Raw genomic sequence first — 25694 nt, 5'->3', positions numbered from 1 at the left:
AGGGTAGAAGTGGGTCACTGTGGTGTCCTTCGAAGTGGGCCCCGGCCGCTCATGCGCAAAGAGTGGAAAGGGAGCGGCGGCCGGGACGGTGGGTGAATCGAGGCCGACAGGCGGAACGCGAGTTGCAGCTCGTGCCCCCGGGCCGGACGGGCAGGTCAGGTGGGCCGGGACAGGGCGAACCTCCGTGAGGGCATGAGAGAGGGAAGAAGCCGGCGACGGTGTGCGCCGGGCAGTTCCAAAACAGTAAGTGGCGATCCCCGGTTGACGAAAAAGTCTGCGATCAAGGCGTAATTCCGGGAACTTTGGCCAGCGACACAGCTCGACCGGGGTTCGTGCCCTACAGTTTTGAATCCCTCCCCCTCGCACCCCCACCTCTTCGGCTTGCGAGCATCGTCCTGCCCGAATCCAGCTGCGGGGATCTCGCGTCGGGGGGAGCGGCCTTCTCTCTTATCTCCTGACCCGGATTGGGGTTCCCCCTTTGCCTTTTTCCCTTCACCAGGGCGACGCGCTGAGCGTTCTGGCCGGCCTGCCGGACAACTGTGTCGACTCCGTCATCACCGACCCGCCTTACAACTCCGGCGGCCGGACCGCGAAGGAGCGCACGAGCCGGACCGCGCGGCAGAAGTACACCTCCGCCGACGCCGGCCACCAGCTGCCTGACTTCACGGGCGAGAACATGGACCAGCGCAGCTACGGCTTCTGGCTCACCCAGACCATGACCGAGGCCCACCGCCTGACCAAGACCGGTGGCACGGCACTGCTGTTCACCGACTGGCGGCAGCTGCCCATCACCACGGACGCGATCCAGGCCGCCGGCTGGCTGTGGCGCGGGGTGCTGAGCTGGCACAAGCCGCAGGCCAGGCCGCAGAAGGGACGCTTCACGCAGAACTGCGAGTTCATCGTCTGGGCCTCGAAGGGCGCCATCGACGGATCGGCCAACCCGGTGTACCTGCCGGGCCTGTACAGCGCCTCGCAGCCGTCGGGGAAGAACCGGCAGCACATCACGCAGAAGCCCGTGGAGGTGATGCGTGAGCTGGTGCAGATCGCTCCGCCGGGCGGCACCGTGCTGGACTTCTGCGCCGGCTCCGGCTCGACGGGAGTGGCCTCCCTGCTGGAGGGCCGGGACTTCATCGGCGTGGAGAAGACCAAGCATTACGCCGAGGTCGCCGCGGACCGGCTCACCGAGACCCTGCGCCAGACCCTTACCCAGGACGATGTCACGCTCTCCGCCTGACCTTCCGCCCGGTGTACGGCGCGCAAAACGGCAGCGTTGTTCCCCTTCGTGCGCCGGGGCTTTGTAGCAGGCAATCCCCGGTTAGTGAAACCGGGGATTGCCTGGATGGTTGTAGCCACATTCATGAATCACGGCTGCGGCTGCAAGGAGACCCATTCATGCCTGAATCCGTAGATCCCCGCGACGAGGGGGAAATGGAGCCGATCCGGCTTCCGGACTCCAACCTGGAAGGCATCGAGGCCAGCGTCCGCAAGCTGATGGAGCAGTCGGCCGAGCAGGCCCGGCAGCTCGACTACCTGGCCGCCACGCCCGCCCCCTCTCCGTCGCCGTTCCCCGCCTTCGGTATGCCGGGCCTGCCCGGCGTACCGCCGCTGCCCACCACGCCGCCGGAACCGCGCCCGATCCTGGAGCTGGAGGGCGAGGAGTACGAGAACGAGCTGGACGCCCTCTCCGACTGGGTCGACGACTTCCTGATGCCCACCTACGGCGCCGAGGTCACCACTGCTTCCCCGTGGTGCCAGCAGTGGCAGGAGCATGACGACGTCGTGGCCTGGTTGCACGCCCTGTGGATGGCCTACCAGCAGCACAAGGATGCCGAGGCGGGCCCGTCAGGGCCCTTCGTGTGGCATCGAGACTTCCTCACCCACGCCATGGCGGCCGTCCGGGCACCCGGCGGAGCGCTGTCGGCGTGCATGACCGACCCCGACCGGCCCGCCCACCGCCTGCTGCCCGGCCCGAAGCCCTCCCTCCGCTCGGTACGTGCCGACTCCGAGGAACCGGGTGAGACCACAGGCGTGGCCGAGGCCGGGTCATGACCGGCCAGCCGGCCTTCGGCCTGAGCTTCGACCCCCGCGCCCTGACCGACCTGCTCCAGGCCCCCAGTGACATCCGCGACCTGGCCCTCGCCCAGCTCCAGGACGTCGTCAACGCCGATCTGCGCGGCGGCAAGCTGGCCGGCGATCTGGAGGGCTACCGCAAGATCTACGTGGACTCGCGCAACGCGTGGCGCATCGTCTACGCCCAGCGCCTCGCCCCCGCCGACTCGGCTCACCGCACCGAGATCCATGTGGTCGCGGTACGGCAGCGCGCCGGATTCGACGTCTACGACACTGCCCGGGCCCGCCTGGGCATCACCCGGCGCCCTACGAGCTCGCGCACGCACGCTGCCCGGGCCCGCTCCCCGCAGCTGGGTACCCGTCGACCCACTCCGAAACCGGGTCCGCCCTACGCGATGCCCGGCCTTCCGCAACCCACAAGCCCACCCATGCTGTCGAAAGGCCCCGTCCGTTGACACCGTCCCCCACCTTCCTCGCAGCGCTCGTCACCAGCCTGCTGGAGGACGAACCAGTCCAGGAGAACCCGCACCACCGACGGCTGCTGGACACCCTCCTGGAGATTCAGCAGCTCGACCAGCAGATCTTCGACTTCGCCGGCACCGACACACCCACCGGAGCCTGTCCCTTCGGTGATGTGGTGGACTTCGCCGGCCTTCTCCTCGCCCGCGTGGACGCCGGCGACGAACTCCGGCAGCTGCTGTCCTCGCCCTGCTGCTGCCCCACCCCCACAGCGGCGAAGAACGCTCCCGCGGACGTCGCCGACGCGCCGCACCCGAGCTGGCCGGAGCCGTCGGAGAGCATCGTGCACGCGTGCCTGAAGGTCTTCGCCGACCTCGGCGACCCCGACGCCATGGCCTCCACCGACCTCGTCTCCGCGCTGCGGCACCTTCCCGGAGCCGCCGAAGGCCACTGGCGCTACGCCGACCTCACCCCGGCACGCCTTGCCAAGCTCCTGGCTTGCTACGAGGTCTCCACCCGTGACATCACCCTCCCGGACGGCCGGCGACGCAAGTCCTACCGGCGCGCAGCCCTCCAGTCCACCCTGCGAGACCGCCTCTGCTGAACCACCCCGGCGTTCACCTCACACGCCCGGCACGGGCGGCGGACTGGCACCTGATCGACGCCTTCCACCGGAACTGCTCACCCGAGAACCTCCTACGCCGCTGGAGCCGCACACGCATCACACGACGCCATGCCGAAAGCCTGCTGGAGCACAGCAGTTGCTGGATCAGCCTCGATAGCGCCGGATGCCCCCTCGCCCTGACCTCCACTGGGTGGATCAGCCAAGAATCCGGCGTCATCGATCTCGCACTTCAGGTCGCCGACGCCCACCAGGGCCGTGGCATCGGCACTGCCCTGGCCCGGCACGTCGCCGATCACGCCCACCGCCGCGGCGCCCACACCCTGACCGTGCACACCGACGCGGCCAACACCCCGATGCTCCGCCTCCTGCGCCACCTCGGCCCCTCCCGGCACGTACGGGACGGCACCCGCATCGACGTCCGCGTCCCCCTGGGTGCTGCGCCGTGACACCACTACTCCCGAGGAGCATCTGCACTTCATGCCCACAACCCGCGTGCCGGACCAAACCGGGAGGGCGCTGACGGCACTTGATCACCGCATCGAGTCCGTCACGGGCCACAGCGTCGACCAGCTGTGGGAGCACCGAGACCGCGGTCTGCTCGATGCGCCGCGCGCCCGTCTGGTCGACGTCCACCGCAGCCTTGTCCAGGCCGAGACGTCCGTGACCTTCTACCGCGTCCTGCTGAACCGCCTGTCCTCCGGTGAGTTCCTCATCGACAAGGCGCTGTTCGCGCGCATTGATCGCACTGTCGGCCAGCTGAAGGATGCTGTCGCCGCCCGCGGGGAATGCGAACGGGAGGTCCTGGCCGCCTTGGAACCTGTCAAGGCAGCCGCGCGGACGCACGGCCCTGCCGCGACCCAGGAGATGACGGCACCGGACATCGCCGCCCTCCTGGCCATCGCCCAGGGCGCCAAGCTGCACGAACACCTGCTCACCCAGCGATTGTCGGTCGTCACCGCCTCCGGAGCCCGCATCGCCTACGGCCAGCTTCAGCGCCTGGACGAGGCCGGTCTCGTGGAGCGGGACACCTCCCATCCCGTGCACGCCGGGCAACCCGTGACCCTCACCGACGCCGGCCGCGCCGCGCTGTCCGGATCACGCCGCACCAGCCTGCCCATCGCGCCTGCCCACCGGGCCGGGGCCTGGCCGCCGGCACTCGCCGCTGACGCCCGCGGCACCACCGCCGCCCGCCGCCACTGACCCCGAGAGCCCTTATGCCGCACGACGAACCCGACCTCCTCCGCCTCGACGGCTTTGAAGCCGAGACCCCGCAGGTCGAGGAGCAGTTCTGGCAGCACATCGCCGGCGAGCAGGACATGCTCACTGTGCTGGCCGAACACCACACCGACGACGCCCGGCACAGCTTCTACGTCCTCCACAACGGCGCCGTCACCTGGGGCATCCCGGGCGAGCCGCAGATCGTCGCCCTGCACCTGCAACGCGACATCGCCGCCCGTACGTTCCGCTTCGAGCACGCCGAACTGCCGTTGCCGGCGATGGCCCAGTCCTGGCTGATCGCCCGCGGCTGCCCGAAGGAGGCCATCCGCCTCCCGGACGGCATGGGCACGCGGCCCGCCGACGAGGCAACCCGTGCCTTGCAGGAGCGGTTGATGACCGACGGCGATCACTTCGCCCTGCTGACCAGTTACACCGACGACACCTCGGCCCGGCCGGAGACCATGGTGGTCCTGCGCGCCCTGGACGAGCGGGCACCGCTGCCCTTCCGCATCCTGCTGGAGGAAGCCGACCTCGACGCGGGGACGCACACGCTGCGCGAAGGAGGCTTCGCCACCTTCGAGGCCGCCACCGAGTGGTGGGAGAACCACTACTCCGGCGATGCCGCCGCTCTGCCGACCGCTCCACCGCTCGCGCGCCGCAGCCCCGTGCCCGCCTCGCCCGCACGACCTGCGCCGACTGCACCGCCGCGCGGCAGAAGCCGCTGAGTCCGCGGCCCGCGTGACGCGCTGGGGATTGCCGCCGGAATCCCCCCGTGAGGTGGCCGGAACATAACAGGCGATCCCCGGTTAGCGAAACCGGGAATTCTCCGGACTCTTGTATTCGCCTCGCCCGTCTCACGTCGAGGCTCGCCTCTGCATTCCCGCACCTGTCTGGAGATTAATTCTTCATGCGCTCTTCCCGAGTCGCTGCCTGCGCCGCCGTGCTCGGCGCACTGTCCCTGCCCCTGGCCTCCGCCACCGTAGCCAGCGCAGCGCCCGCTGCCGCGCCGACCGCGTCAGCCGTTGACTGTCACCGGCCCGGACCGTGGGTGGTCGGCACCAAGGCCGTCACCATTCGCTCCAAGGCGACCACGCAATCCACCGCTGTCGGCGTCCTGTACCAGAGGCACCAGTTCACCGTCCACAAGAGCAGTGGGAACTGGCACTACATCACGGACCGGGCCACGGGTATTACGGGCTGGGTATCCGGCACCTACGTCTATCGAGACGTCTACATGTGTTTGGACTAAGCACCCGTAGTCGCCCTGGCTTTCTTGGAGTGAATTCCACCGAGGTAGACGAGGCACCTTCCATTGCTGGAAGACTCACGATGAGGAGCTGGCTGTGCCGGACGACGCCGACGACGTGATGGGCGTCATCACCCAGCAGATCGAGGCCCGATTCCAGATGAGCGTGCCCGAGCTGCGCCAGGCTGTCGCGACGGCCCCGCACGCCAACGAGCAGGCGACGGAAGTCGTGTACTGGCATGGCCTGTTGGCGCAGGCTCAGGTGGCGCTGGAGCGATGTGAGGACGACCTTGTCGCCGTTCTTTCCCAGGATCCCGTACCGCTCGACGATTCGGTGATGGATCTCGCCCACCGGGTGAACGCTGCTGTCACTGCTCGGGATGGCCGTGCCATGGTCGTGCGCTTCCTCCTCGAACCGGCCGCCCTGAGCAAGCGCGGCCCCGGCACCTGGCGCGGCGCCACCGTGGCCGCCAGCCGGGGGCCGGCCCTGCAGACCAGCGCGCCGACGCGTCCGTCCACGGCGGCCGTCCCGATCCGGGGAGCGACACGGTGAGCGTGACCATCAAGCCCAGCAGTCAGGACCGCCGGCTCGAAGACACCTTCGGTGCCGCCATCGGTGAGCTGTACGAGACGGCGGCCACCGAGGTGGCGCCGGTGGCGTTGCGGCGCGCGCTGGAGCTGCGCAGCTTCCTGGTCCTCGCTGAGGAACAGGTCGCACGGGTCCGGGATCGTGTCCACCAAGCGACGGACCCCGACCGCGATATGGGCGAGCTGTCTGCGGAGGATCTGCGGATGGACGCCCAGTGGCTGGAGGCAGCGCTGGACGCCCGCGAGGGATACCGCGCCGCCCTGGACGAGCTGCTGCGCACGATGCCTGCGCCGGCCACCGGCACGTCGCGGTCCGTGCAGTTCGCCCGGCCGAAGATCACTACTGCCCTTCCCCCGGCCGCCCCGGTACCCGTGCGGGCCGGGGCGATGCGGGCCCGCCGACCGTGAAAGGGAGCTGATTGCCCCACACCGCCTCCCAGGCCCTCGCCGACCGCATCGAAGCCCTCTACGGACAGCCGCTCTCCACCCTCGAAGCCCACGCCGGCGCCACTGCCCGCGACAGCATGCTGGGCGCCCTTCTCGGTAGCCACACCGACCTTTCCCTCGCCGAGCGGAACATCGACTTCCAACTGGAACGGCTGCGGCAACTCGCCGGTCCAGACCGGGAGATCGGCCGCTTCGATGCCGGCCACATCCTCGACTGCGCCCGCCGCATCGCTGAATCCGTCGCTGTCCGCGACGCCCATGCGAAGAGCGTGACCGCGGTCCTCGCGAGTCTTCGCCGGCTGCCCGGCCCGGACACCAAGTCCCCGACGGCCGCCCTGCCGGCAGTGCCAGCACGTCCGGTACCTGCCGCCTCTCGCGCCCGCTGACGCTCAGCCCCCTTTTCTCCAGGAGTTCCCCCTTTGGCCACCACTGGTCTGCCCCGCACCACGCTCACTGACCTCTCCCGTGTCACCGAAGCGCTGGAGATGCTCGCTCCCCGCTGGAGCGTCTGGGCGCTGATGACGCTCGCCGGCCAGCCGCTGCGGTACGCGGAGATCAAGCCGAAGCTGCCGTGGCTCGCCGACGGCCAGCTCCACCCCCGGCTCCGCAAGCTCACCGACGCCGGCCTGGTCGAGCGCACCGCATACGCGCCCCGGCACGTCACCTACGGCCTCACCGCCCGCGGCGCCGAGCTGATGCCCGTCCTGACCGTGATCGCCGCCTGGGGCAACACGCACCTGGAGAAGAACCTGGTGCCCAATGCGAAGACCGGCGAACCCGAGCCCGAACGCATCGCGGCGGCCGACAACATCGAGGACTCCCTCACCCTGCTCACCCCCCGCCACGCCACCCCGCTGCTGTGGGCGCTGAAGGCGCGGGGTGCCGCCAGCGCCCGAGGGCTTGCCGCCGCCGCGATGCCGGGCTACAACCTCAGTGCCGTCTACCCGCCGCTGCGTCAGCTCATCGACGACGGCCTCGTCGAGGCCACCGACGAATCGGCCTTTCAGCTGTCCGCCCAGGGCCGCGACCTCGCCCCGCTCTACCGTGCCCTTTCGGCCTGGGCGGGGGGACGGCCCCTGTCCGACTCCGGCAGCCACCCGGTGTGGGGGCAGGCGCCGGCCCCCTCTCAGGTTCGGACGGGGGCCTGGGTCACTCACCAGTCGCGCGTGCCGGCACTCCCGGCCCCCGCCCCCTCGGCCCCGGTACTCCCGGCGGCGCAGCGACCGGTAGCCAGGTGGCAGCCGGGCGACCTCTTCTCGCACCAGGTACCCGCCCGCCCGATCACGGCCCCGTCCGCGGGAGTCCACCGCCGATGAGCACCACCTCAACGCTCACCGCTGCACAGGTGACCCGCGCCGTCACAGTGCTGTCCCATCCGGGCCTGATCCGGCTGGTCACCGAGATCGACGACAACGGGCCCGTCAACCGCCGCATGCTCGGGCGCACCTTCGCCGACCTCACGCGCCACCAGATCCGTCACGCGCTGGGCATCGGACGTGCCCACCAGCTCATCCGCGCCGGACACCGAAATGGGCCCTGCCACCGGCTCACCGGCCGCGGCGCCGACCTGGCCGACGTATACGACACGGTTGCCCGCTGGGCTCGTACCCAGCAGTTCCCCGTACCGGCCAGCGACTTCGTCACCCGCGTCCAGCAGACCCTCGCGCTGCTGCACCGCGAGGCGGTCCTGGGCCTGGTGGCCGGGGAGACCGTCGATCCGCACCAGGTGCGGCAGGCTGGGGACGCCGGGCTGCTTCCCGACGCGGATGCGTTGATCAGCCTGCACCGGCCGTGGACCGCAGTCGCTGAGTGGATCCGTACGAACCCGTCCGTCCTCGCCCCCATCCGCCGGTCAACCGTCGCACCGGCCGAGGCGGAGCGCAGCCGTTGAGCTCTGGCCTCCGACCGCGGCATGCCCGCCGCCCGGTCCACGGCGTCGTGCGCGGCATCTACCTGCCGCGCACCGCCGACGCCGGCGCCTTCGCGATGACGACGTACGGCATTCCCCTGCTCGTGCTGGCCACCACCGACTCGGCCGCGCTCACTGGGCTGGCGTTCGCCCTGGAGTGGATTCCCCGCCTCTCGGCGTTCGCCCTCGCCGGCGCGATGGTCGACCGCTACGGCACCACGCGCGTCCTGCGGTACGCCTCGGTGGCCCGAGCCCTCGTGGTACTGGCTGCCGCCCTGATGCTCCCCGCCCGTTCCGCAGGGCCGGAAGCGACGGCCACGGTCATGCTGCTGGCCGCCAGCACCGGCGTACTCACCGAGTTCAGCTACATCGCGGCCGAGACCGCAGGAGCCGCCGCCAGCCGCCAAGCCGGCCAGCACGCACACCGCGTGCAGACGGTACTCCTCGGCATCGACCAGGTCGCCACCCTGGCTGGACCCGCGCTCGCCGGCGTGCTGCTCCAGCACACCGGCGCCTCCGGCATGCTGGCCACCCTCGCCTGCTTCTCCCTAACCGGAGCCGCCCTCACCCCACGCCAGCCCCAGCACGCTGGCGAGGAACCGGTTCCGGTGATGAAGGGGCTGCGCACCGGGTGGGAAACCTTGCGGTCCCTGCCCGCGTTGGCCTGGCTGGTGACGGGCATGACGCTGGCGAACCTGGGGATCGGCCTGGTCCAGGCCGCCGCCCCGGTCATCGTGGTCCAGCACCTGGGGCACTCCAGCGCCTCCGTCGGCCTGATCTGGTCGGCCGCCGCCCTCGCCTCCCTGATCGCCCTCGCTGTGTGCCGGAAGGCGATCGACCGGTACGGACTGTGGGTTGTGGGCGCCACCTCCGCCGCGGTGGTCACCGGCGCTGGCTGGGCGGTCGCCACCGCCCACACCTACACCACCTACCTGATCCTGATCGCCGTTCTCATGGCCGGCGAAGGCGGCATGTCCGTGGTCCTGCGCACCCTGCGCTCCCACCTCATCCCGCCCGACGTCTTCGGCGCCACCCTCAGCCTGACCATCCTGCTCTTCCTCTTGCCCTTCCCACTCGCCGGGCTCCTGGTCGCCCTCACCCCCGGTCCCGCACTGAACAGCGTCATCACCGTCTGCGCCGCCGTCCAGACGATCGGGCTCGCCCTCACCTTCGCCCGGCTGCGGACCCTTCCCGGGCTGCACACCGCGCAGGTCCGGCCGTCCGGCGCCCAGCCGTGCAGTTGACCGGCCGCCCCGCCCTCCGCGTCCACGACCCCACCCCTTGCAGGTGCTCATGCCCGACCCCGATCAGATCGACGGGGACGTCCACGTCTCCCCGCGCTACCTCGCCGGCAGCACCTTCACCGGCGACCCGGCCCTGAAGCCCCTCCTCGCCCTGGGCTGGAAGTCGCGTTACGACAAGGCCGGCAACGTCTACCTCTCCTCACCTGACGGCAAGCTCCGCCTGGGCTATCTGCCCGAAGGCGACGACGACGGTCTGTGGCGGATCTCCGCCTACGCCGACGCCTTCGCACAGCCGCACTGGGGCGTGTGCTTCAACGACGCAGCGCCCACCGAGTTCGTCACCGCCTTCACCACCGCCCTGGCCCAGGCGTATACCGACGGTCCCGACGCCTACCTCACCGGCCGCGAGCTGGCCCACGGCCCGGCATCCCCGTTCGACGCCGTGGTGCCCCTGATCAACCGCGGCTGGCAACTCCAGGGCCCGCGCGGGGACATCATGGAGCTGAAGAGCGCCGACGGCATGGCCGGCCTGGAGTACGCCGTCGGCCGGCTCGACCCGGGTCGCGAGCTGACCACACTGGAGGCCCGCTGGCACCTGTGGTGCGGACCGGCCGGACCCCGCTGGTACGCCACCGCCTCCTCCCACACCCCCGTCCACCTGGTCACCGCCATCACCACCGCGGTCTGCGACCCGGCCCCGGTGCCGCGCTGGAAGGACGCGATGCCCCGCGCCCTGCGCGAGGCCGCCCAGCTCACCCCCCTCACGCCGCCACCGCCCCCAGCGCCCACCCCACTCGACGTACGACGCACCGCTGCCCGCCGCCCACCGGCGCTGGGCACGGTCAGCGTCCCCCGCTGGAGCACCACCTCACAGCCCGCCGCCCTACCCGCGAGCCGCGCCGCCGGCCCCCGCCGCTGACCCGCCTCTCCTCTGCCGGAAGGCTCCTCCCCGTGTCCTTGCACGCCCACCAGTTCTTCACTGAGCAGCTCGGGCTTCCCTTCGACGACAGCACCGTCGTCGCAACACCTACTACGCCACCCCCGCCCCCGGCTCCCTGCTGCGCCTGCGCATCAACTTTGCGCCCACCATCTTCGAGGGTCAGTACGACGGCCTGCGCCTGCAGGCGATCCATCCCGAGCAGGGGGTAGTCGACAGCGCGATCCTCACCTTCGCCGACCACGACACCTTCACCCAACGGGATGTCGCCCCCGCGATGTGCGCCCAGGCCAGGACGGATACGCGCGCATCCGCGACTGGCACCGCGACGGCGAACCACCCTGGAAGGGAGCCGACGTCCGCGGACTGCGCCACGCGATCGAGCAGTACACGCAGGTGTGGTTCCCGGCACCGCCACGGTCTCCGCTCCGCAGCGCACATCCCTTGCCCCCACAACTGGGCGGCCACCGGCCGCACCAGCTGGCCGCCCGGCCTCTCGTACTCCCTGACCCGACCGCGGGCAGACGGACGTCCGCTGAGTGCTGCCAACCGATTGCCCGGGCCGCCAGCCCACCGCCCATTTCCTGGCGGAGCCGCCCCGCCCGCCGCCGCTGAGGACCTGCTCATGCCGACCGACCCCTTCGTCAACCTCGCCCCGGATCATCAGGTGAAGGTCATACCCCGCCACCTCGCGGGCCCCGGAGCAGCCGACCTCCGTACGGTCTGGCCCTTCCCCAAGGACTGGTCCCTGCACCAGACCGACGCAGGGGCAGCCCTCGCCACCAGCCCCTGCCTGCGGTTGTTCACCGGCCTGGTCCCCGACCCCGACAGCCCCCGCAACGGGAAGTGGACCGTCACCGCAAACCGCGCCCCGTTCGGGCCTGCGGCCTGGCAGGTCACCTTCGACGCCACCACCCCCGTCGAACTGCTCCACGACTTCCACGCCGAACTGCTCGACCTCTACCTCGAAGGCCGCCACAGCGACCACGACTGGCTGTTCGATGACGACACACCGCCGCAGGAGGCATACACCCTGCTCCTCGCCCGCGGCTGGAGCCACCAGGTCAAGACCGACGGCGCCCAGTTCTTCCGCGACCCCGAGTCTCTCGGCGTCGTGCAGCACCGCTACGCCGCGACCAGCACCGACTCGCCGACCTGGAGGGTCTGGGGCGGATACCCGAGCGAGCCCCACTGGCGCGCACGGTTCTCCCACGGCACGCCCACCTCGTTGGTCGCGGCCTTCACCGCGTCACTGATCTCCACGGAGCCGCTGAGCCGCGCGGTGAAGGACATCCCCTTCCACACCCGTCGCCACGTCCACATCGCGGCGACAACCCCGGCTCAGCAGCCGCCCGTCGCCTCACCGATCGCGACGCCGCCTGCGCTCCCCGGGCCGAGCCGGGCCCGCTGACCACCCTCACCCCACGGGCAGCTCTGCCCCTTCCATGGAGAAGTCCTACTTGCACACCCATTCCGTCCGCCATCTCCCTGCCGCGGCCCTCACCGTTGCCGCTGCTGTCACCGGCACCCTGGCCTGGGCCCCGACCGCCTCGGCCAACGCCCCCGAGCCCACCCCGACCACATCCGCTTCCGCGCGAAGCATGCCGGAGGCCCAGGCTGGTGGTGTCCAGATCACCAAGAAGGACCCCAGCGGAGCCGTCCTGGAAGGCGCCCAGTTCAGCCTCCTCGACACCATCAACGGAACGAAGGCCCTCCAGGGAAAGACCAACAGCGAAGGAATCCTGCGCTTCGAAGGCGTCACCCCGGGCGTGTACCGCCTCAAGGAGACTTCCACCGGGAGTTCCCTCCACGACCTCGTGCCCGACCAGGACGTCATCGTCACCGCCGGCCTGGATTCGCCACTGACGATCATCGACCCGTTCAAGCCCGCCGACATGACCGTCAAGAAGACCGACAAGGCCAATGGCAAGCCACTGGCCGGTGCCGTCATCAACATCACGCCGACCGGCAAGGGCGACTCAGTCACCCTGACCACCGGCAAGGACGGCACGGCCTCGGTCAAGCTCCCCGTCTCCTCCCGCACCGGCACCGAATACACCGCCACGGAGACCAAGGCCCCCGCCGGCTACACACTGGACGCCAAGCCGGTGAAGATCACCGCCAAGCCCGGCGCGACGGTCGCCGTCACCCTCACCAACACGGCGAACGACCGGCCGACCAAACCGCCCACCACCCCGCCCGCCTCACCGGACACGACCACCCCGGCGAAGCCTTCGGACAAGCCGACGCCGGACAAGCCGTCCGAAACCAGGACCGCCCCTTCCCCGTCCGCCTCCCGTACCCCGACCACAGACGAGACCACCTCGAGCACCGTGCCGCCCGAGCCCGAGCCCGAGGGCTCGCTCGCCCACACCGGCGCCGACGCCACCCCGTGGCTTCTCGGCGCCGCCGGCCTCCTGCTCGCTGCCGGCGGAGGAGCGGTCATCGCCGTGCGCCGACGCCGTACGGACGACGAGAGCGACGAACACCCTGTTGAGAGCTGACACAACCTGATCAACCGCTGACAAGGCCCCTGGAATCCGCACGATTCCGGGGGCCTTCGCATGCCCTGCCGACGATCGCGTTCGGCCAGCGGACCTTCCTCGCCCTCAGCCCGGACGTGTACGGGTCTTTGTGTCCAGCCTCAGCCCGTACACGTGAGCCTGCGCCGAGGTGCCCCCCCCGCTCGGGCTAGTTGCAGTTCTCCTTGAACCACTCTTCCATCGCCGTATTGACCACGTTCCCGGTGTAACACTGGCGATCGCTGTCGTACCGAAGCAGACCCTGGTTGTGCTCATTCAGATTGGAGTGGAAGAGGGACGACGTCACGAGCGCGGACACGCCTGGGCGACTGTTGCCGTAGTTGGCGAGCTTCGCTGCCTCGTTGACAACATCCCCCATGTAGACAATGTCGTTGATCCCGCTTCCGTTATATCCCGCCTTGATCATGAGTGCCCGGCCGTACGACATTCCAATGCCGATCTTGATCGGATAGCCGTACGACGCCTTGGCCATCTCGTAATTCAGGACCTTGGCCATCGAGTTGGCTTGCGCACCCAGGCTGAAGACGCTGTTGATGTCGGCCTTGAAGGGGGTGTTGATGACCGCCCAAGCCGCGTCTCCAGCGATGTTGATCTCTCGGGCGTTGGTGTCGCCGTTGAAAATCGCGACCAGCTCGGAAAGATATGCCCGGTAGATCCGTGCGAGCCGGGGGCGCTTGTACTGGCTAGGGAGCTGGGAGGAGCCGCGGATGTCGACGAAGATCGCCGAGCAGTAAGCGTAGAAGCCGTTGGTAAAAGTGAGCTTGTCCCGATCGGGCAGCTCTTTGACCTCTTCATACGTGCCCTGGGTTCCGGTCAGATATTCCTTGATCCGGTGGGCGCTCGCGACATGATCGTACGGCTTGTGGTTGCTGTCCAAAGTTCCTTCTCGGGGCTAGTCGATCACACGGAAACCGGCAGCTACGGCAAGGGCCATGAAGGCGATCAGCAGCAGGCGGATGGCCCAACCGCCCCACATGTACTTGTCGTGGGCCACCTTGGAGTTCGCCCAGCTCTGGCTGGCGATCTCGGTGACGAGGGCTTCTGCGTCCTTGGTCAGGGCGACCAACGAGGTGGCGTAGGTGCTGCTGGCGATATGCCCGCGGGCTATGTGGTGGAAGTAGAGAAGGCTGGTCGGGTCTTCCTTCATCTTCAGGCGGGGCCAGAGCACAAGGCTGGCGCAGAGTCCCGCTCCTAGCACCGCGAGCGCGCAGACGGCGGCACTGGCGATCAGCCAGGTCGAGGGAGTTTCCACGTCTTTGGTGAGGTTGTAGAGCACACCACCGGTGACTCCCGTGGCGGCCAGCGTGGCGCCGGCCTTCGTCTCGGCGTGTTTGATCCAGTCGATGACCAGAGCCAGGGCTTTCCAGGCGTGGTCGGGATTCGGAGGCGGCTCGGCCTCTGGTGTCGAAGATGTATCCGTCACATGCCCATCCTCCACCGCAGCACTGACAGTGCAGCCGGGAATGCCACAGGCTCCCGAAGACTCAGCTGCGGGAGCCTGATGCCGGTGGGGCGTGAGTCTCACGCGAGGGCCGCCGCGCCTCGATGGAACGTGAGGTCGAATTCCCGGGCAAGGTCACTCCTGACCGCAAGCGCCTTGAACGATACATGCGCCACAATGATCCGCGCGTCTACCCGGGCGCCTTCGTCGCTTGCGTGGACAACCCCGACCGCGCTCTGTGCCGCCGCTCACGCGAGGGCGTGCCCTCGCTGCCCGACTGCCAGCCGCTCAAGTGTCGCAACGTCGCCCTCACCTCAGAAAACCTCGACAAGCTTCTGGACCAAGTCAACCGCCTGGAGAGGTACCTCGCCGAGGGCACCGTCCTGGCCCCGTGCGTACGAGACCGGCTGCAGCGGCGCCACGACGAAGACGCCGCCTTCCTTACCGCACAGCCTCACCAGCACGGTCATCGCGGGCCCCGGCACGCGGTGGCCCCGTTGATGTTCCCACTGGCCCACCCAGAGCCGCGCCCGCCCGCGGCGCGGTGTCCCAGGCCCCGCGAATTGCGGGTGCTCCCACCCGCCGCGTTCGAACCGTCACTAATGCCTCAGCTGCCCAGAGTTCCGGCTCGCTGGCGACGACGCATTGCGGGTCGGTGCGCACCGCGATAGTGAGATCCGGAGGGCTTCTGAGGTTAGGGGTGGCCCGCGGCTAATAGCAGTTCGCCTCGGGCAGACGGAGAAGATCCCGAAAGGGCTGGCCAACACTTCTACGGCATGTCAACGTAGACGCCTCCTGGAAAACCCCAGGTCAGAGAGGGGATCGCTCCGTGACCGTGGATGTAGCCCGTCCCGGGTTCTCAACGACTGTTGAGGCACTGCGACTGCGCCGGTGGAGGCTGGGCCCCGGGCAGCCGGCCCTGGTGACCGACCAATTCGGGGCCGAGGAATTCAATCTCATCGTGGACGACCGCAGCGATGTTCATATCGGCAGCAAGGACGGCCGCTTCTACCTCGGCTGGTTCCCCACCGGCCGATCCGGCACCGACGGCGAGGGCTGGAGGCTCTCTGTCACCGGTACCGCGACGGTCCCCGGCTATCACGTGTCCTTCGACATCGAGACCCCAGCTGAGATCGTCGCCGCCACGATGGCCCGCGTCCTGGCGACGTCCTGGCCTGTGTGAGGCCGCTCGCCACACGATGATCGGCTGCCTAGTCGTTACTTGTCGGCCGGCCTCGCCCACGCCGGTGCTGGCCCGTTCGATTTCCGGGACTCAGCTGGCCCTTCGCCTTGCGTGCCACCTCTGTTCGCACGCGGCTCGAACCTTCCCCCGCCCGTTACCGCAAGGAGATCCACAGTGGACGTGCACAAGCCGGAGATGACGGTAGGCGAGTTGATCGACTCCCTGTCCGCCTGCAACCGGGACGCGGCGGTCCGCCTGGCCGTCAACCCGTTCTTCCCCATGGCCCACCAGATCGCCGGCGTCATCGGCTCGCGGGACGAGCAGGGACATCCCGTGGTCTTCATTGCGGAGGACAGGGCAGGCGAGCAGCACGGACACCTTCCGCCCGACGTCGCTGTCCAGCTGACCTGGCAGGAGCCGGTCGAGGTCCCCCGGCGCAGGCGACGCGGGACGCTCCGTCCCGTCGACGGTGGTCAGTGAACACCCCGATCTCCTGGAGGTGCCCCTGAGTCCGCACCCTTCCTTCGACCCTTCCATCCCGAGCTCCACGCCACCCGCGTACTGGGTCTCACCACGCCACCTGGCCGGTGACGACGGCTGCCTGGCCGAGCAGGCCGGCACACTCCTCACCAGTGCCGGGTGGAAGAACTGGCCGACCGCCCGCGACACCCTGCTCTACGTGAGCCCGGACGAACTGCGCGGCGCGGAATGGATTCTGGCCAGCTACCCCTTCGAACTGGGTGGGCTGCCCGTGGCGTGGCAGGTCTCTGCTCGGGCCCACTCCACCAGCGCCATGACGGAGTGGAACGCGTACTTCACCACCGGTACCCCACCCGAGGCGCTGGCTGACTTCCTCCTCGCCCTCGATGCCCGTGCTGAACCGGACGTCGGCTTCGACGGGCCCGAATCCGTCCTCACCGCGCTGACCGCCCAGGGGTGGATCCGCGACATCGACCGCCCCGCCACCACGGCCACGGACCCGGCGTTCACCTCCAGTGTCTCGCTCGAGCCCCTGCCGGATCTCGTCCACGACGCCGACCCACGCACCGACCTGGTCGGCTGGCAGGCATGGGTGGAACCGGTCCTGGGAGACCCCTACCTGTGGTGCGCCACCTTCAGTGCCAGCGTCCCGCACGACCTGGTCGCCGCCTTCGCCTCCTCCCTCGCCTCGCAGGCTCCCGTCCTACGGCGCACGCTGCCCGAGAGCACCGAGGGACAGCTCACCGTCATCTCGCTCAGCTGATCTCGCGGACCGTCGCGAGGTCGACTCAGCGCCGCGGTGCCCAAGCCGCCGTCGCTTACCGCGACGGCGGCTTCCGCCTTCCCCCTTGCGCGCAGAGGTGTTTAGGTGACCGAACGCCGATGCCCCTGCCGCTGCTTGTAAGGGCGGCAGGGGCATTCTCATGCCTGGGCCCGTCAGCGGACGGTCCGGGCGCCTGGCGCGTGGGGTCAGTGGCCGAGGTGATTCAGGCCGTCTTCGAGAGTGGGGTGCATTCGATCCATCGGGCCTGAATTGCGGTTGTACCAGGCGGCATTCAGTCGGGGCTCAAGGGTTTCGTGGCCGACGCGGCAGCGCAGCCACACCTCGTCGCGGACGCTCAGCAGGATCCAGTCGCGGTACGCGCCGCACTGCGGGCAGGACCGGACCTCGCCGTTGAGGATGAGCGGCTTGTCGTAGCGCATCATCATCCCGGCGATCTCGTCCCGGGAAGGCACCCGCAGGTCCGGCGGCAGGAAGTCGTCCACCTCCACGACCGGAGCGCTGTCCGGGTCGGCGGGCGTCGACGCCGACGCGGGGGTCTGGGAGAAGGGCGACTCCGGGTGCGCCTGGAGCCATTTCGCCGTCTCCTGCTGGATTTCGCGCAGGTCCTGTATGGCGCGCTTGCGGCCGAACATCCTGTCTCCCTCACGTCGTCCTCGTGGGCCGTACAGAGCGTGCCCCACCCCTTTGACCTGCTGCAACTCACAAATTCCATAACTCACCTGCGCCCCCGGCGCTGGTCGGCACGGGCCCCGGCAGTGTGGGCGGCCCGCGGAGCGGAGTGCGCTGAGGTGTTCTGGTCGGTCAGGGGGGTGGCTGAGGCGTCGGCGGGCAGGTCGGCCATGCGGCGCAGCCGCCACACGAGCACGTCGCTGACCGATTCGGCGGTGTTCAACTCCCGGCGGGTGGCGGCTTCGGTGAGCAGGGTGGTGGGGTCGTGGCCGGCGGCTTCGGCGTCGGCCAGGGTGGCGGCCAGGGCGTACCAGCCCGGCTCGGCGAGTACCTGCTCGGCGAGGTAGGGCAGGGCCGTTCGCACGGTGGCTGCGTGCCGCCGTTGCAGGGGCTGGGCGAGGTGGCGGCCCCGCTGGTGGAGAACGGCCATGGGGGTCCCGGCGGCTGCCCGGTAGGCTGCGCGCAGGTGCTCGGCGGCCTGGTGGGCGGCGGCGGCCTGCTGGGCGTGCTCCTTCTTCCCGTGCCAGTGGGCGGCGGCGATCACGAGGAAGAAGGCCATGTCGATCAGCATCGCGGTGGTGGCCCCGTCCTCCCCGCGGCCGAGCGCCGGCCCGCTGTAGGCCAGGTCGCGGGCGGCCTGCCGCAGGGCACGGTCGTGGCCGCGCTCGGCCCGGATATGCGAGCGGGAGGCTCGTTCGAAGGCGAAGGCGGCCTCGCGCAGCTGCTTGCGGGTGTGGGCGGCGGAGGTCTTGGCGAGCGCGTCCAGGACCTCGCCGGCCGCCGCGATCTGGGCGGCGACCGCCGCGTCGTCTCCGTGGTCGATGATCAGCACGGCCTGCCACGCGGCCGTGGCCGCACGGCGCCGTGCGGATGCCGGGGCGCTCGCGACCGTACGAGGATCTCGGCATGGCGGTTCCTCGTGCTCCCGGTCTTGTTTCACATCGGCGGACCAGCGTTCGCGGATGCGAGGCAGCGACAAGTCGGGGGCCAGCTTGGACCCCGAGTAGAAGACGGGCTCGCCGTCCTTGTTGCGGTCGTCGGGCAGAGCGACGGTGTAGCCGAGCAGATCACCTGAGGGGGCGATGCGCCGCCGGATGAGCAGGCCAGCGGCGGCCAGCCGGTCGAAGAACTCCTCCTCGCTGCTGGCGCCGGCGACGGAGCGACGCACTGCCTCCCGCAATTCCTCGCGCGGGGTGCGCTCCCGTTGCTGCCGTTCGGCCTTGTGTCGTTCGGCGCTGGTGGGCCGCTGGGCGGCGGTCCCGTCACCAGCGTTGAGCTGCTTGAGACCGTACTCGGCCTCGATGAGGCGGGCTTCGGCCTGGGCGCGTCCTGCGTCGTTGTTCAGGCGGGGCCGTCGGCCGTCCTCGCGGACGAGGGTGGCGATGATGTGGATGTGATCGTCGGCGTGGCGGACGGCTGCCCACCGGCAGGCGGCGTCGTCGCCGTCGGGGGCGACGCCGGTGGCCGCGACCATGCGCCGGGCGATCTCGCCCCACTGCTCGTCGGAGAGGACGGGGTCCTCCGGTGCGACGCGGACCGACAGGTGCCAGACATGCTTGGCCGGGCGGCGGCTCTTGGCGAGCGCGTCGACCGGCTGGTCGAGGAGCCGTTGGAGGTCCGCGTACGTGGCCTGCGGGTCGCGGCCGGGGTCGGGGGCGAGGGGGTCCCAGGCCGCCACGAGGTGCGGATCGACGTGTTCCTCGTGCGTGCCGGGCCCGTACAGGTAGTAGAGCAGCCCGAGGGTGCGGGTGCCGCGCTTGTGGACTCTGGGGATCATGCGGCGTGGCTCTGGTCGTCCAGGTAGTGCTGGGTGAAGGTCTCGACGCGCTTCGCGGCGCGGTGGACGGCGTCGAGGACGGCGCGGGTGTGCGGGACGTCGGCGCCGGCGTTGGTGGCCTTGGCCACCTGGTTGACGTTGTTGCCGATTTGGCCGAGGTGCCGGCGCACGGCGAACAGTTCGGTCAGCACTTCACGTTCGGTGGCGATCTCGGCGGCGGTGCGGTCGAGATCACGGGCGGCTTTGAGCGCGGCGTGGGCGAGGAAACTGGCGACGCTCATGCGGCAGGCGGACGCGGCGCGGAGGAGAAGCTGGTATTCGTCGTCGTTCATGCGGCAGCTGGGCTGGCGCATGCGCTTGTTCTCGTCGCGCAGGCGCTCACGCTGGCGCACGTGCGGCTGCGGCGGCGCGGCGTGCGCGCAGTGCGCGGTGTGACAGGTGTGCTGCTGGTCCCCTTCCGGATGCGGTCCGCCCTCGGCCGCATCCGGGTGGACCGGCGCCCCCTGGTGCCGGTCCGCTCCCGCCACTCCTGGGGCGGGGGAGGCAAGAGCGTTGCTCCCAGCGGGAGCAACGCTCTTGCGATAACTTGCTCGCGCCGAGGTCGAGTTGGATTCCGGCTCACCCGGCGCGGGGACGGAGGTCGTGTTCGGGTTCGTCATCGGATACGGGTCCTGGTCGTGCGGATGCGGTGCTGGATGTCGGCGGCGAGGTCGACCATGGCGGCCGGTCCGTCGACGATGAGGGCTGGCGCGTCGGGCGTGTGCTGGACGAGCCACTGGCCGTTCGGGGCACGGACCGCGCTGTGCAGGAGGCTGTAGCGGACCAGAACGTCCGCCCAGGCGTCGGCCTCAGCGTCGCTCGCCCCGGTCGTGCGCGGGTGTCGAGAGTGGATGCGAGGGGCCCTTTCGTCAGGGACGGTGGCCCGGTGACGTGCCGGGCCACCGCGTCCAACCAGTTCAGGAGTAGGCGGATGACCTGCGTCTTTGCGGGCTCAGCCGCATTGCAGGCAGCGGTCGACGTGCCGGTTCAGGGCCCTGGCCATGCTCCGCTTCACCGTGAACGCGTTCTTGACGCTTGTCTTGGCCGGTGCGGTGCCCGGGTTCCGCTCGGCATAACTGTGCAGGAAGTAGATGTCCTGCTCGTAACCGAACTTGATCCGGGCGAAGCGCTCACAGGTCTTCATCGGGCACTGCTCCTCGTCGTGGTGGTGCCGGCCGTCTCGCTGCGCAGGCGTTGCAGGACGGGCGTGAGCCGGTCGTTGCGGATGGCGATGTTCTGGGCGCGCATGATCTGCCGCAGCTGGACGCGGGTGATCGCGCTGTTGCCGTCCCGCTTCAGGACGGCGGGGACGTGGGGACGCAGGCGCTGGACGACCTCGTCCTCTGTCAGCTGCGGTGACCGCTTGCCCGCGCTGCTGCGGGACCGGTCCCCGGTCCCCTTCGGGCTGTCGCCGGTGTTCTTCGTCCCCGATGCCTTGTCGGGACTCACACTGATTCGGTCCCCACCCTTGCTCGCGGGGGCCGGACGGGGACCGTCCCCGGTGGGCTCGGTCCCGGTCGGCGGGGCAGAGTTGTTGGCGGTTGGCCCGGTGCCAGGAACCGCGTCGCTCGCGTCCCCGAAGTTCCCCTGGGGACGGGTGGTCCTGGTCCCCGGTTCCCCGGCGGGCTCGACACCGCAGGCGGAGTCCGTCGCGGCCTGGTCCCCGACGTCGGCGACCGATGCGCCGTCGTCCCTGTCCCCCTCCCTGTCCCCGCTTTCGTTGCCATCCCCGTCCGGGACGGTGTCGCTCCCCGGTCCCCGGTCCCCATCGGCCGGATGCTGCCGTGGTGCTGGCCGGTCTCCGGGGTGCATCTCGGGGACGGCGGGGCGGTCCCGGTCCCCGGTCGTGCTCGGGACGGCGGTCCCGGAGCGCGCTCCCGTAGATGCTCCGGCAGGACGGTCCCCCACCGCACACTGGTCGGTGCGGGCACCGGTGGCCGGGTCGGGGACCAAGCTGAGCCGGTGGGGACCGCGGTTCCCGTCGACGGTCCGTCCGGGGACGGGGACCGGCCGTTCTTCGTCTCCGTCCGCCGCCGCATCCCCTGCGGGAACGGGCTGGGGGTGGTGGCGGGTGATGAGGATGTACAGGTGGACCGCGCCGGCGAGGGCGAGCGGGGCGAGGGTGGACAGGATGGCCACCACGGTGTCGCCCAGCCGCAGACCTTCGTGAGCGGTCTGCTGGTTGAGGCGGACGGCGTGGAGGGCGTTGGCCCAGATGCTCGCCGCGGTGGCGGTGCCGAAGAGCGTCCACACGTAGGCGCGTGCGTGCCAGGGCGCGGTGCGGGTGAGGATCAGGGCGCGGACGCCGTAGGCGATGAAGCCGTCGATCACGAGCGGGAAGAGGTAGGTCAGGAATCCGCGGACGTGGATGGCGACGGCCATCTGCTGCAGGGCGTCGTAGCTCAGGGCGCAGCCGGCCGAGCCGAGGGCGACGATGGCCAGGCGGTCCCAGGCGCCGACGGGGGCGACGGGCAGGGGAGTGCTGGGGTGGGTCATGCGGCCTTTCCGAGCGCGGCGATCAGGGCGCGGGTGTGCACCTGGCGGGTGACGGGCGAGGAGGAGGGCTCGCTGTCGTCGTCGCGGTCGCTCTGGTCGGGGGCGGAGGTCTGCTCGTCCTGGTTGCCGTAGAGGTCCCCGTACCGGTCGCGATCGGCGACGGCGTGGGCGGCCTCGCGCATCAGGTCGCGGGCGTAGTCCAGGTTGAGCCGGAGGGTGTGGGCCAGGCGTTCGGGCGTCCAGCCCCGGACGTAGGCGTGACGGGTGACGGCGGCGCGTTCGGCGTCGCTGAGGTGGACGTCGCGGCCCTCGAAGGCGGCGCGGACCCGGGCGTAGTCCAGCCGCTGGTTGACCTTGGCGTGCCAGGGCCGGCGTTCGGCCTCGGTCAGGCCGCCCCAGACCCCGTCCTTGATCGCGTTGTCCAGGGCGTGGTTGAAGCAGTCGCGCTTGACCGGGCACCGGCCGCAGAGGGACTTGGCTTCGGCGATGGCCTGGTGGTCACGCGGCTTAGGGAAGAAGATCTTGTCGGCGTCTTCGGGTGCCATGCTGTGGCACAGGCCGCGCACGTGCCAGCTGTGGTCGGCGATGCCGCGCAGCGGCGTGGGCGGGGCATCGTCGGTGGTGATGTAGCGCAAGGTGGTCTCCGGGGTACGCCTCACGGCCGGCGGGCGGGTTGCGATGGCGCGCGACGGGGGAGGGTGAGGCGGGGCAGGGGGCGCGGGGCGAGATGGCGGGGCCGCCGCACCGGGTGGTTCGGGCAGGCGGGGTCAGGCGCGCTGGAAGCGGCGGTCCGGACCGATGAACTCGACCGGTACGCACATGCCGGACAAGCGGCTCAGGACGCGGTCGCCGACCTTGTCGCGCAGCACCGGCTGGCGAGGGTCCATCGCCGGCGTGCGGACCGGGGGCAGGTTGCTGGTGACGATCGTCGGCAGGTGGTTCTGAGCCCGCCAGTTCAGCAGCCGGAAGTTGATCTCCTCGGTCCACTCCGAGCCCTTGGCGGCACCGAGGTCATCCAGGAGCAGCAGCGGCACGCGGACGATCCGGCGCAGCAGGTACTCGGGGTCCACCCCGGCGCGGGGTCGCATCTCGGCGTACAGGTCGGCAGCCGTGGTCGCGTGCCACCGCACGCCGCACCCGGCGGTCAGCGCACGGATCGCACCGAACGCCTCGTGGGTCTTGCCTACGCCGGTGCTGCCCCACAGCAGCAGCGAGGGCCCATGGGCGACCTGCCGCCGGCCCGTGCTGCCGAAGTGCGGGTGCAGATCGGCAGCGTGCGGTGCGACGGCGGACTCGGCGATGGTGCGCACCCACCGGATCACGTCCGGGTGGGTGGGCATCGCACCGCGGAAGTCGATGGGGATGCGGGCCTGCGCCGCCTCCAGGGCGGGGATCGACTCGGGGGAGTCCGGGACCGGAGCGGTGTCGCGGAGTTCGATGCCGCGTTCGGCGAGCTTCGCCTCAAGCCGAGCGCGGAGCCGGTCGGAGACAGCCGGCTGCGGGTCGGCGAGTCGGGCGCGGGTCACAGACGGCCTCCGAACGTGGTCGGCTCGATCGGGTTGAGGTACGGGGTGTAGGAGGAGCGGTTGCTGGCCCAGGGCCCCGCGCCGGAGGCGGACGATGCCGGAGAACCGTCCTGCTGGGGCCGGGCGTTGACCACCTCGTTCACCAGACTCGGCAGAACACTCGGATGCAGTCCTCGGGCGCGGAGCCGGTCCAGCGCCGTGCGGATGTCCTGCGCGTCGAAGTGCTCTTCCAGCAGCGTCTTGACCTTGCGCCCGAGGAGCCCGAGGACGTCCTCCGGCGGGCGGCGGTGGCAGCCTGCCACGTACTCGTTCACCAGCGACTTCGCCGATGCCGTCACCGGGGCGATGTGTGGCACGGGGGCGCTTGCGCCCCCCAACGGGTTATCTCCTAGATCCCTGTTCCTAGGTCCTAGATCCGGACCGTGAGGACTCACCGATGCCTCAGTGAGCCCTTCGTGTGCACTCCATGAAGGCTCGCTGAAATCGCTGTGACCTGCGGTTTTCCGATGGTGAGGGATCTCGCGTATGTGACGGGAGCCCTCAGTGAGCCCTTCCTGACCGCTCACCGGGGTGGCCGTGACGGTTCCCCGCGGTGCTGCGGAGGACTCGTCGGACGAGGCACCGTGGTGGCGCGGGCAAGCAGGGTGACGGACGCCGCTGGGCCGGTTGATCTTCTGGTGGCGGCGCCAGGTGACGATGTGCAGGTAGCGCTTGCTGTCCGGCCCTTTGTAGCGGCAGATCAGCTCGGCGTCGGCGAGCTGGCTCAGGTCTTCCTCGACCTCCAGCGGGCCGTGCTCCGGGCGCAGCGACCACAGCAGCCCGGCGATGACGGCCGGCTGGTCGCGGAAGCAGCCGTGGTCGTCGGCCTGAGTCAGCAGGCCGAAGAAGGTGCGTTCCGCGGCGACACTCACAGCGGCGAGGGACTCGGAGCAGAAAGCTTCGGGCTTGATAGTGCGTATGCGCGCCATCAGACGTCACCCTCGCCCGGCTGTCCTGGGCGTCGGCGGGATGCTGGCATCCGGCCGACGGAGGGGGAAGGGACGCAGGCTGCCGCGCGGGCCGTGTTGTCCGGCCTTTTGCGCAGAGCAGTCGGCATGCGACACTCTCCTTCGAAGTGAGCCGCTCCGGTATGCCCCGTGGAAAGGGCCGGTGCGGTGAAGGTGGGTAAATCTCCGGCCCTTGCACAGGCAGGAGTGCCATTTAGCGTTCGGCGTCCGGAGTTGCAGCTCTCGGACGCCGTCGCTGTTTTCGGGGGGCTACCCCGTTCGACTGGGCCGTGTGCCCCGCATATCGCTCCATTCGTCGTCCGCCCGCCGGGCGAGGTGCCCGGCGGGCGGACGACGAACATATGCGGAGCCAGCCTCAAGATCCAGACTTAGCTAAGAAACCTTCTACAACTCGCCGTGGCGGTCGGCGTCGCTCGCATCCACGGAGAGGGGCGGCCGGGCCGAGTGAGGGCAGCAGCAAGATCGTCCCGAGCGCCTCGGAAATGATCTCCACTTCAGGTCCCTATCTGGTATTCGCAACGTCCCGCCGAACTGGCTGGTCAGAAGGATTTAAGCCAAGCGTTATGAGACCGTCAATCGAGTCGATTTGACCGATTTACCCGCGTAGGTCAGTTGCCCAGTGCATGTTGATCAATCTGCCGATGGCGCCCAAGTGGCTTGCAGGGAAAGGAGATTGGGGCGCTCCGGTTGCTGGCGGGAGGGTTTTTGCCGTGTGGTCTAGTCCGGTCGTGGGAGGTGCGGATGAAAATCGGCAAGGATTTGCCGATTTCGAGAACCGGCTTGCGCTGGAGGGTGGAGATGTCCGCTTTCGGGTGATCCGTTCCGACGAGTTGTTGAATCCCGAACCCGATCTCCTTGGTGATGTGCAGCCTGTGGCGCCAGTGGTCAAGATCATTTGAATCTTGCGTATTGTCTACGGAGACACAGCAGGGCGGGGGTCAGCGATTACGCTGCCCTCTTTTTTCTTGCCCGAAATCGGGTTTTACCCACCATGCCGACAATGCGA

Annotated in this window: 31 protein-coding genes; 21 read left to right on the top strand and 10 right to left on the bottom strand. The window is 69.8% G+C overall.

Features of this window, described 5'->3' with window-relative positions; all coding sequences use genetic code 11:
- Positions 1 to 478 precede the first annotated feature (478 nt).
- From LUZ64_RS19525 to LUZ64_RS19445, 17 genes are all read left to right on the top strand, one after another.
- Positions 479 to 1234 carry a DNA-methyltransferase gene (locus LUZ64_RS19525; RefSeq protein WP_095581196.1) on the top strand — a complete coding sequence of 252 codons (756 nt, stop codon included), beginning with the start codon at positions 479 to 481 and terminating at the stop codon, positions 1232 to 1234.
- A 158-nt stretch (positions 1235 to 1392) separates the two neighbouring features.
- The gene (locus LUZ64_RS19520; protein ID WP_095581197.1) at positions 1393 to 2049 is read left to right on the top strand and encodes a DUF4913 domain-containing protein; all 657 of its coding nucleotides are present in this window, start codon (positions 1393 to 1395) and stop codon (positions 2047 to 2049) included.
- Entirely contained in the window at positions 2046 to 2525 is a 480-nt protein-coding gene (locus LUZ64_RS19515; RefSeq protein WP_095581198.1) for a type II toxin-antitoxin system RelE family toxin, read from the top strand. The genes LUZ64_RS19520 and LUZ64_RS19515 overlap by 4 nt, the downstream gene beginning before the upstream one ends.
- Entirely contained in the window at positions 2522 to 3133 is a 612-nt protein-coding gene (locus tag LUZ64_RS19510) for a DUF3631 domain-containing protein (protein ID WP_095581199.1), read from the top strand. The genes LUZ64_RS19515 and LUZ64_RS19510 overlap by 4 nt, the downstream gene beginning before the upstream one ends.
- On the top strand, positions 3127 to 3600 hold the full coding sequence (locus LUZ64_RS36930; protein WP_308251775.1) for a GNAT family N-acetyltransferase: 474 nt from the start codon (positions 3127 to 3129) through the stop codon (positions 3598 to 3600). The genes LUZ64_RS19510 and LUZ64_RS36930 overlap by 7 nt, the downstream gene beginning before the upstream one ends.
- Before the next feature lie 31 nt (positions 3601 to 3631).
- The gene (locus LUZ64_RS19500) at positions 3632 to 4354 is read left to right on the top strand and encodes a hypothetical protein (RefSeq protein ID WP_095581201.1); all 723 of its coding nucleotides are present in this window, start codon (positions 3632 to 3634) and stop codon (positions 4352 to 4354) included.
- A 14-nt stretch (positions 4355 to 4368) separates the two neighbouring features.
- A complete protein-coding gene (locus tag LUZ64_RS19495) occupies positions 4369 to 5097 on the top strand; it encodes a hypothetical protein (protein ID WP_095581202.1) in 729 nt (242 codons plus the stop codon).
- A 182-nt stretch (positions 5098 to 5279) separates the two neighbouring features.
- On the top strand, positions 5280 to 5621 hold the full coding sequence (locus tag LUZ64_RS19490; protein ID WP_211305008.1) for an SH3 domain-containing protein: 342 nt from the start codon (positions 5280 to 5282) through the stop codon (positions 5619 to 5621).
- A 94-nt stretch (positions 5622 to 5715) separates the two neighbouring features.
- Positions 5716 to 6171: a hypothetical protein gene (locus LUZ64_RS19485; RefSeq protein WP_095581203.1), complete on the top strand. Its 456-nt coding sequence runs from the start codon at positions 5716 to 5718 to the stop codon at positions 6169 to 6171.
- Positions 6168 to 6614 (top strand): hypothetical protein, encoded by a 447-nt coding sequence (locus LUZ64_RS19480; protein ID WP_095581204.1) that lies wholly within the window; start codon positions 6168 to 6170, stop codon positions 6612 to 6614. Before LUZ64_RS19485 ends, LUZ64_RS19480 begins: the two co-directional genes overlap by 4 nt.
- Positions 6615 to 6625: 11 nt before the next feature.
- Positions 6626 to 7039, top strand: coding sequence for a hypothetical protein (locus LUZ64_RS19475; protein ID WP_095581205.1), 414 nt, complete (start codon positions 6626 to 6628; stop codon positions 7037 to 7039).
- A 33-nt stretch (positions 7040 to 7072) separates the two neighbouring features.
- Positions 7073 to 7969 (top strand): winged helix-turn-helix transcriptional regulator, encoded by an 897-nt coding sequence (locus LUZ64_RS19470; protein ID WP_232398622.1) that lies wholly within the window; start codon positions 7073 to 7075, stop codon positions 7967 to 7969.
- Complete coding sequence (locus LUZ64_RS19465; RefSeq protein WP_143593103.1) at positions 7966 to 8544, top strand: hypothetical protein; 579 nt, start codon at positions 7966 to 7968, stop codon at positions 8542 to 8544. The genes LUZ64_RS19470 and LUZ64_RS19465 overlap by 4 nt, the downstream gene beginning before the upstream one ends.
- Positions 8541 to 9806: an MFS transporter gene (locus tag LUZ64_RS19460; RefSeq protein ID WP_095581207.1), complete on the top strand. Its 1266-nt coding sequence runs from the start codon at positions 8541 to 8543 to the stop codon at positions 9804 to 9806. Before LUZ64_RS19465 ends, LUZ64_RS19460 begins: the two co-directional genes overlap by 4 nt.
- A 49-nt stretch (positions 9807 to 9855) precedes the next feature.
- The gene (locus LUZ64_RS19455; RefSeq protein WP_232398620.1) at positions 9856 to 10725 is read left to right on the top strand and encodes an SPDY domain-containing protein; all 870 of its coding nucleotides are present in this window, start codon (positions 9856 to 9858) and stop codon (positions 10723 to 10725) included.
- Positions 10726 to 11368: 643 nt separating this feature from the next.
- On the top strand, positions 11369 to 12154 hold the full coding sequence (locus tag LUZ64_RS19450; RefSeq protein ID WP_095578887.1) for an SPDY domain-containing protein: 786 nt from the start codon (positions 11369 to 11371) through the stop codon (positions 12152 to 12154).
- Between the two features lie 49 nt (positions 12155 to 12203).
- On the top strand, positions 12204 to 13247 hold the full coding sequence (locus LUZ64_RS19445; RefSeq protein WP_232398619.1) for an MSCRAMM family protein: 1044 nt from the start codon (positions 12204 to 12206) through the stop codon (positions 13245 to 13247).
- A 187-nt stretch (positions 13248 to 13434) separates the two neighbouring features.
- Here the strand turns inward: LUZ64_RS19445 and LUZ64_RS19440 are convergent, their stop codons facing one another.
- Together LUZ64_RS19440 and LUZ64_RS37545 are read right to left on the bottom strand one after the other, a co-directional pair.
- A complete protein-coding gene (locus tag LUZ64_RS19440) occupies positions 13435 to 14163 on the bottom strand; it encodes a nucleotidyl cyclase domain-containing protein (RefSeq protein ID WP_095578889.1) in 729 nt (242 codons plus the stop codon).
- Between the two features lie 15 nt (positions 14164 to 14178).
- Positions 14179 to 14709, bottom strand: coding sequence for a Pycsar system effector family protein (locus tag LUZ64_RS37545; protein WP_095578890.1), 531 nt, complete (start codon positions 14707 to 14709; stop codon positions 14179 to 14181).
- An 847-nt stretch (positions 14710 to 15556) separates the two neighbouring features.
- Between LUZ64_RS37545 and LUZ64_RS19430 the strand changes: the two genes are divergently transcribed.
- The 3 genes from LUZ64_RS19430 (at position 15557) to LUZ64_RS19420 (ending at position 17153) form a co-directional block, all read left to right on the top strand.
- The gene (locus tag LUZ64_RS19430) at positions 15557 to 15910 is read left to right on the top strand and encodes an SPDY domain-containing protein (RefSeq protein WP_095578891.1); all 354 of its coding nucleotides are present in this window, start codon (positions 15557 to 15559) and stop codon (positions 15908 to 15910) included.
- 174 nt (positions 15911 to 16084) lie between these two features.
- A complete protein-coding gene (locus LUZ64_RS19425) occupies positions 16085 to 16390 on the top strand; it encodes a hypothetical protein (RefSeq protein ID WP_372478731.1) in 306 nt (101 codons plus the stop codon).
- A 13-nt stretch (positions 16391 to 16403) separates the two neighbouring features.
- A complete protein-coding gene (locus LUZ64_RS19420) occupies positions 16404 to 17153 on the top strand; it encodes an SPDY domain-containing protein (protein WP_372478733.1) in 750 nt (249 codons plus the stop codon).
- 206 nt (positions 17154 to 17359) lie between these two features.
- On the opposite strand, the gene LUZ64_RS19415 is transcribed toward LUZ64_RS19420, so the two are convergent.
- The 8 genes from LUZ64_RS19415 to LUZ64_RS19380 form a co-directional block, all read right to left on the bottom strand.
- Complete coding sequence (locus LUZ64_RS19415) at positions 17360 to 17806, bottom strand: hypothetical protein (protein WP_170116647.1); 447 nt, start codon at positions 17804 to 17806, stop codon at positions 17360 to 17362.
- An 83-nt stretch (positions 17807 to 17889) separates the two neighbouring features.
- A complete protein-coding gene (locus LUZ64_RS19410) occupies positions 17890 to 19620 on the bottom strand; it encodes a relaxase/mobilization nuclease domain-containing protein (protein ID WP_095578892.1) in 1731 nt (576 codons plus the stop codon).
- Positions 19617 to 20147 (bottom strand): plasmid mobilization protein, encoded by a 531-nt coding sequence (locus LUZ64_RS19405; RefSeq protein WP_232398616.1) that lies wholly within the window; start codon positions 20145 to 20147, stop codon positions 19617 to 19619. The genes LUZ64_RS19410 and LUZ64_RS19405 overlap by 4 nt, the downstream gene beginning before the upstream one ends.
- A 464-nt stretch (positions 20148 to 20611) precedes the next feature.
- On the bottom strand, positions 20612 to 20803 hold the full coding sequence (locus LUZ64_RS19400) for a hypothetical protein (protein WP_095578894.1): 192 nt from the start codon (positions 20801 to 20803) through the stop codon (positions 20612 to 20614).
- Positions 20800 to 22155 (bottom strand): DUF2637 domain-containing protein, encoded by a 1356-nt coding sequence (locus tag LUZ64_RS19395; protein ID WP_232398614.1) that lies wholly within the window; start codon positions 22153 to 22155, stop codon positions 20800 to 20802. The genes LUZ64_RS19400 and LUZ64_RS19395 overlap by 4 nt, the downstream gene beginning before the upstream one ends.
- Positions 22152 to 22790 (bottom strand): WhiB family transcriptional regulator, encoded by a 639-nt coding sequence (locus LUZ64_RS19390; protein WP_095578895.1) that lies wholly within the window; start codon positions 22788 to 22790, stop codon positions 22152 to 22154. Before LUZ64_RS19390 ends, LUZ64_RS19395 begins: the two co-directional genes overlap by 4 nt.
- A 132-nt stretch (positions 22791 to 22922) precedes the next feature.
- Positions 22923 to 23681 carry an ATP-binding protein gene (locus LUZ64_RS19385; RefSeq protein ID WP_095581323.1) on the bottom strand — a complete coding sequence of 253 codons (759 nt, stop codon included), beginning with the start codon at positions 23679 to 23681 and terminating at the stop codon, positions 22923 to 22925.
- A complete protein-coding gene (locus tag LUZ64_RS19380; RefSeq protein WP_143593117.1) occupies positions 23678 to 24649 on the bottom strand; it encodes a hypothetical protein in 972 nt (323 codons plus the stop codon). The genes LUZ64_RS19385 and LUZ64_RS19380 overlap by 4 nt, the downstream gene beginning before the upstream one ends.
- 662 nt (positions 24650 to 25311) lie before the next feature.
- Between LUZ64_RS19380 and LUZ64_RS19375 the strand changes: the two genes are divergently transcribed.
- Positions 25312 to 25587 carry a hypothetical protein gene (locus LUZ64_RS19375; protein ID WP_143593119.1) on the top strand — a complete coding sequence of 92 codons (276 nt, stop codon included), beginning with the start codon at positions 25312 to 25314 and terminating at the stop codon, positions 25585 to 25587.
- Positions 25588 to 25694: the final 107 nt, after the last annotated feature.

The sequence above is a fragment of the Streptomyces albireticuli genome (assembly GCF_021228125.1).
Classification (GTDB): domain Bacteria; phylum Actinomycetota; class Actinomycetes; order Streptomycetales; family Streptomycetaceae; genus Streptomyces; species Streptomyces albireticuli.
This window is presented reverse-complemented; position numbering and strand designations above follow the sequence as displayed.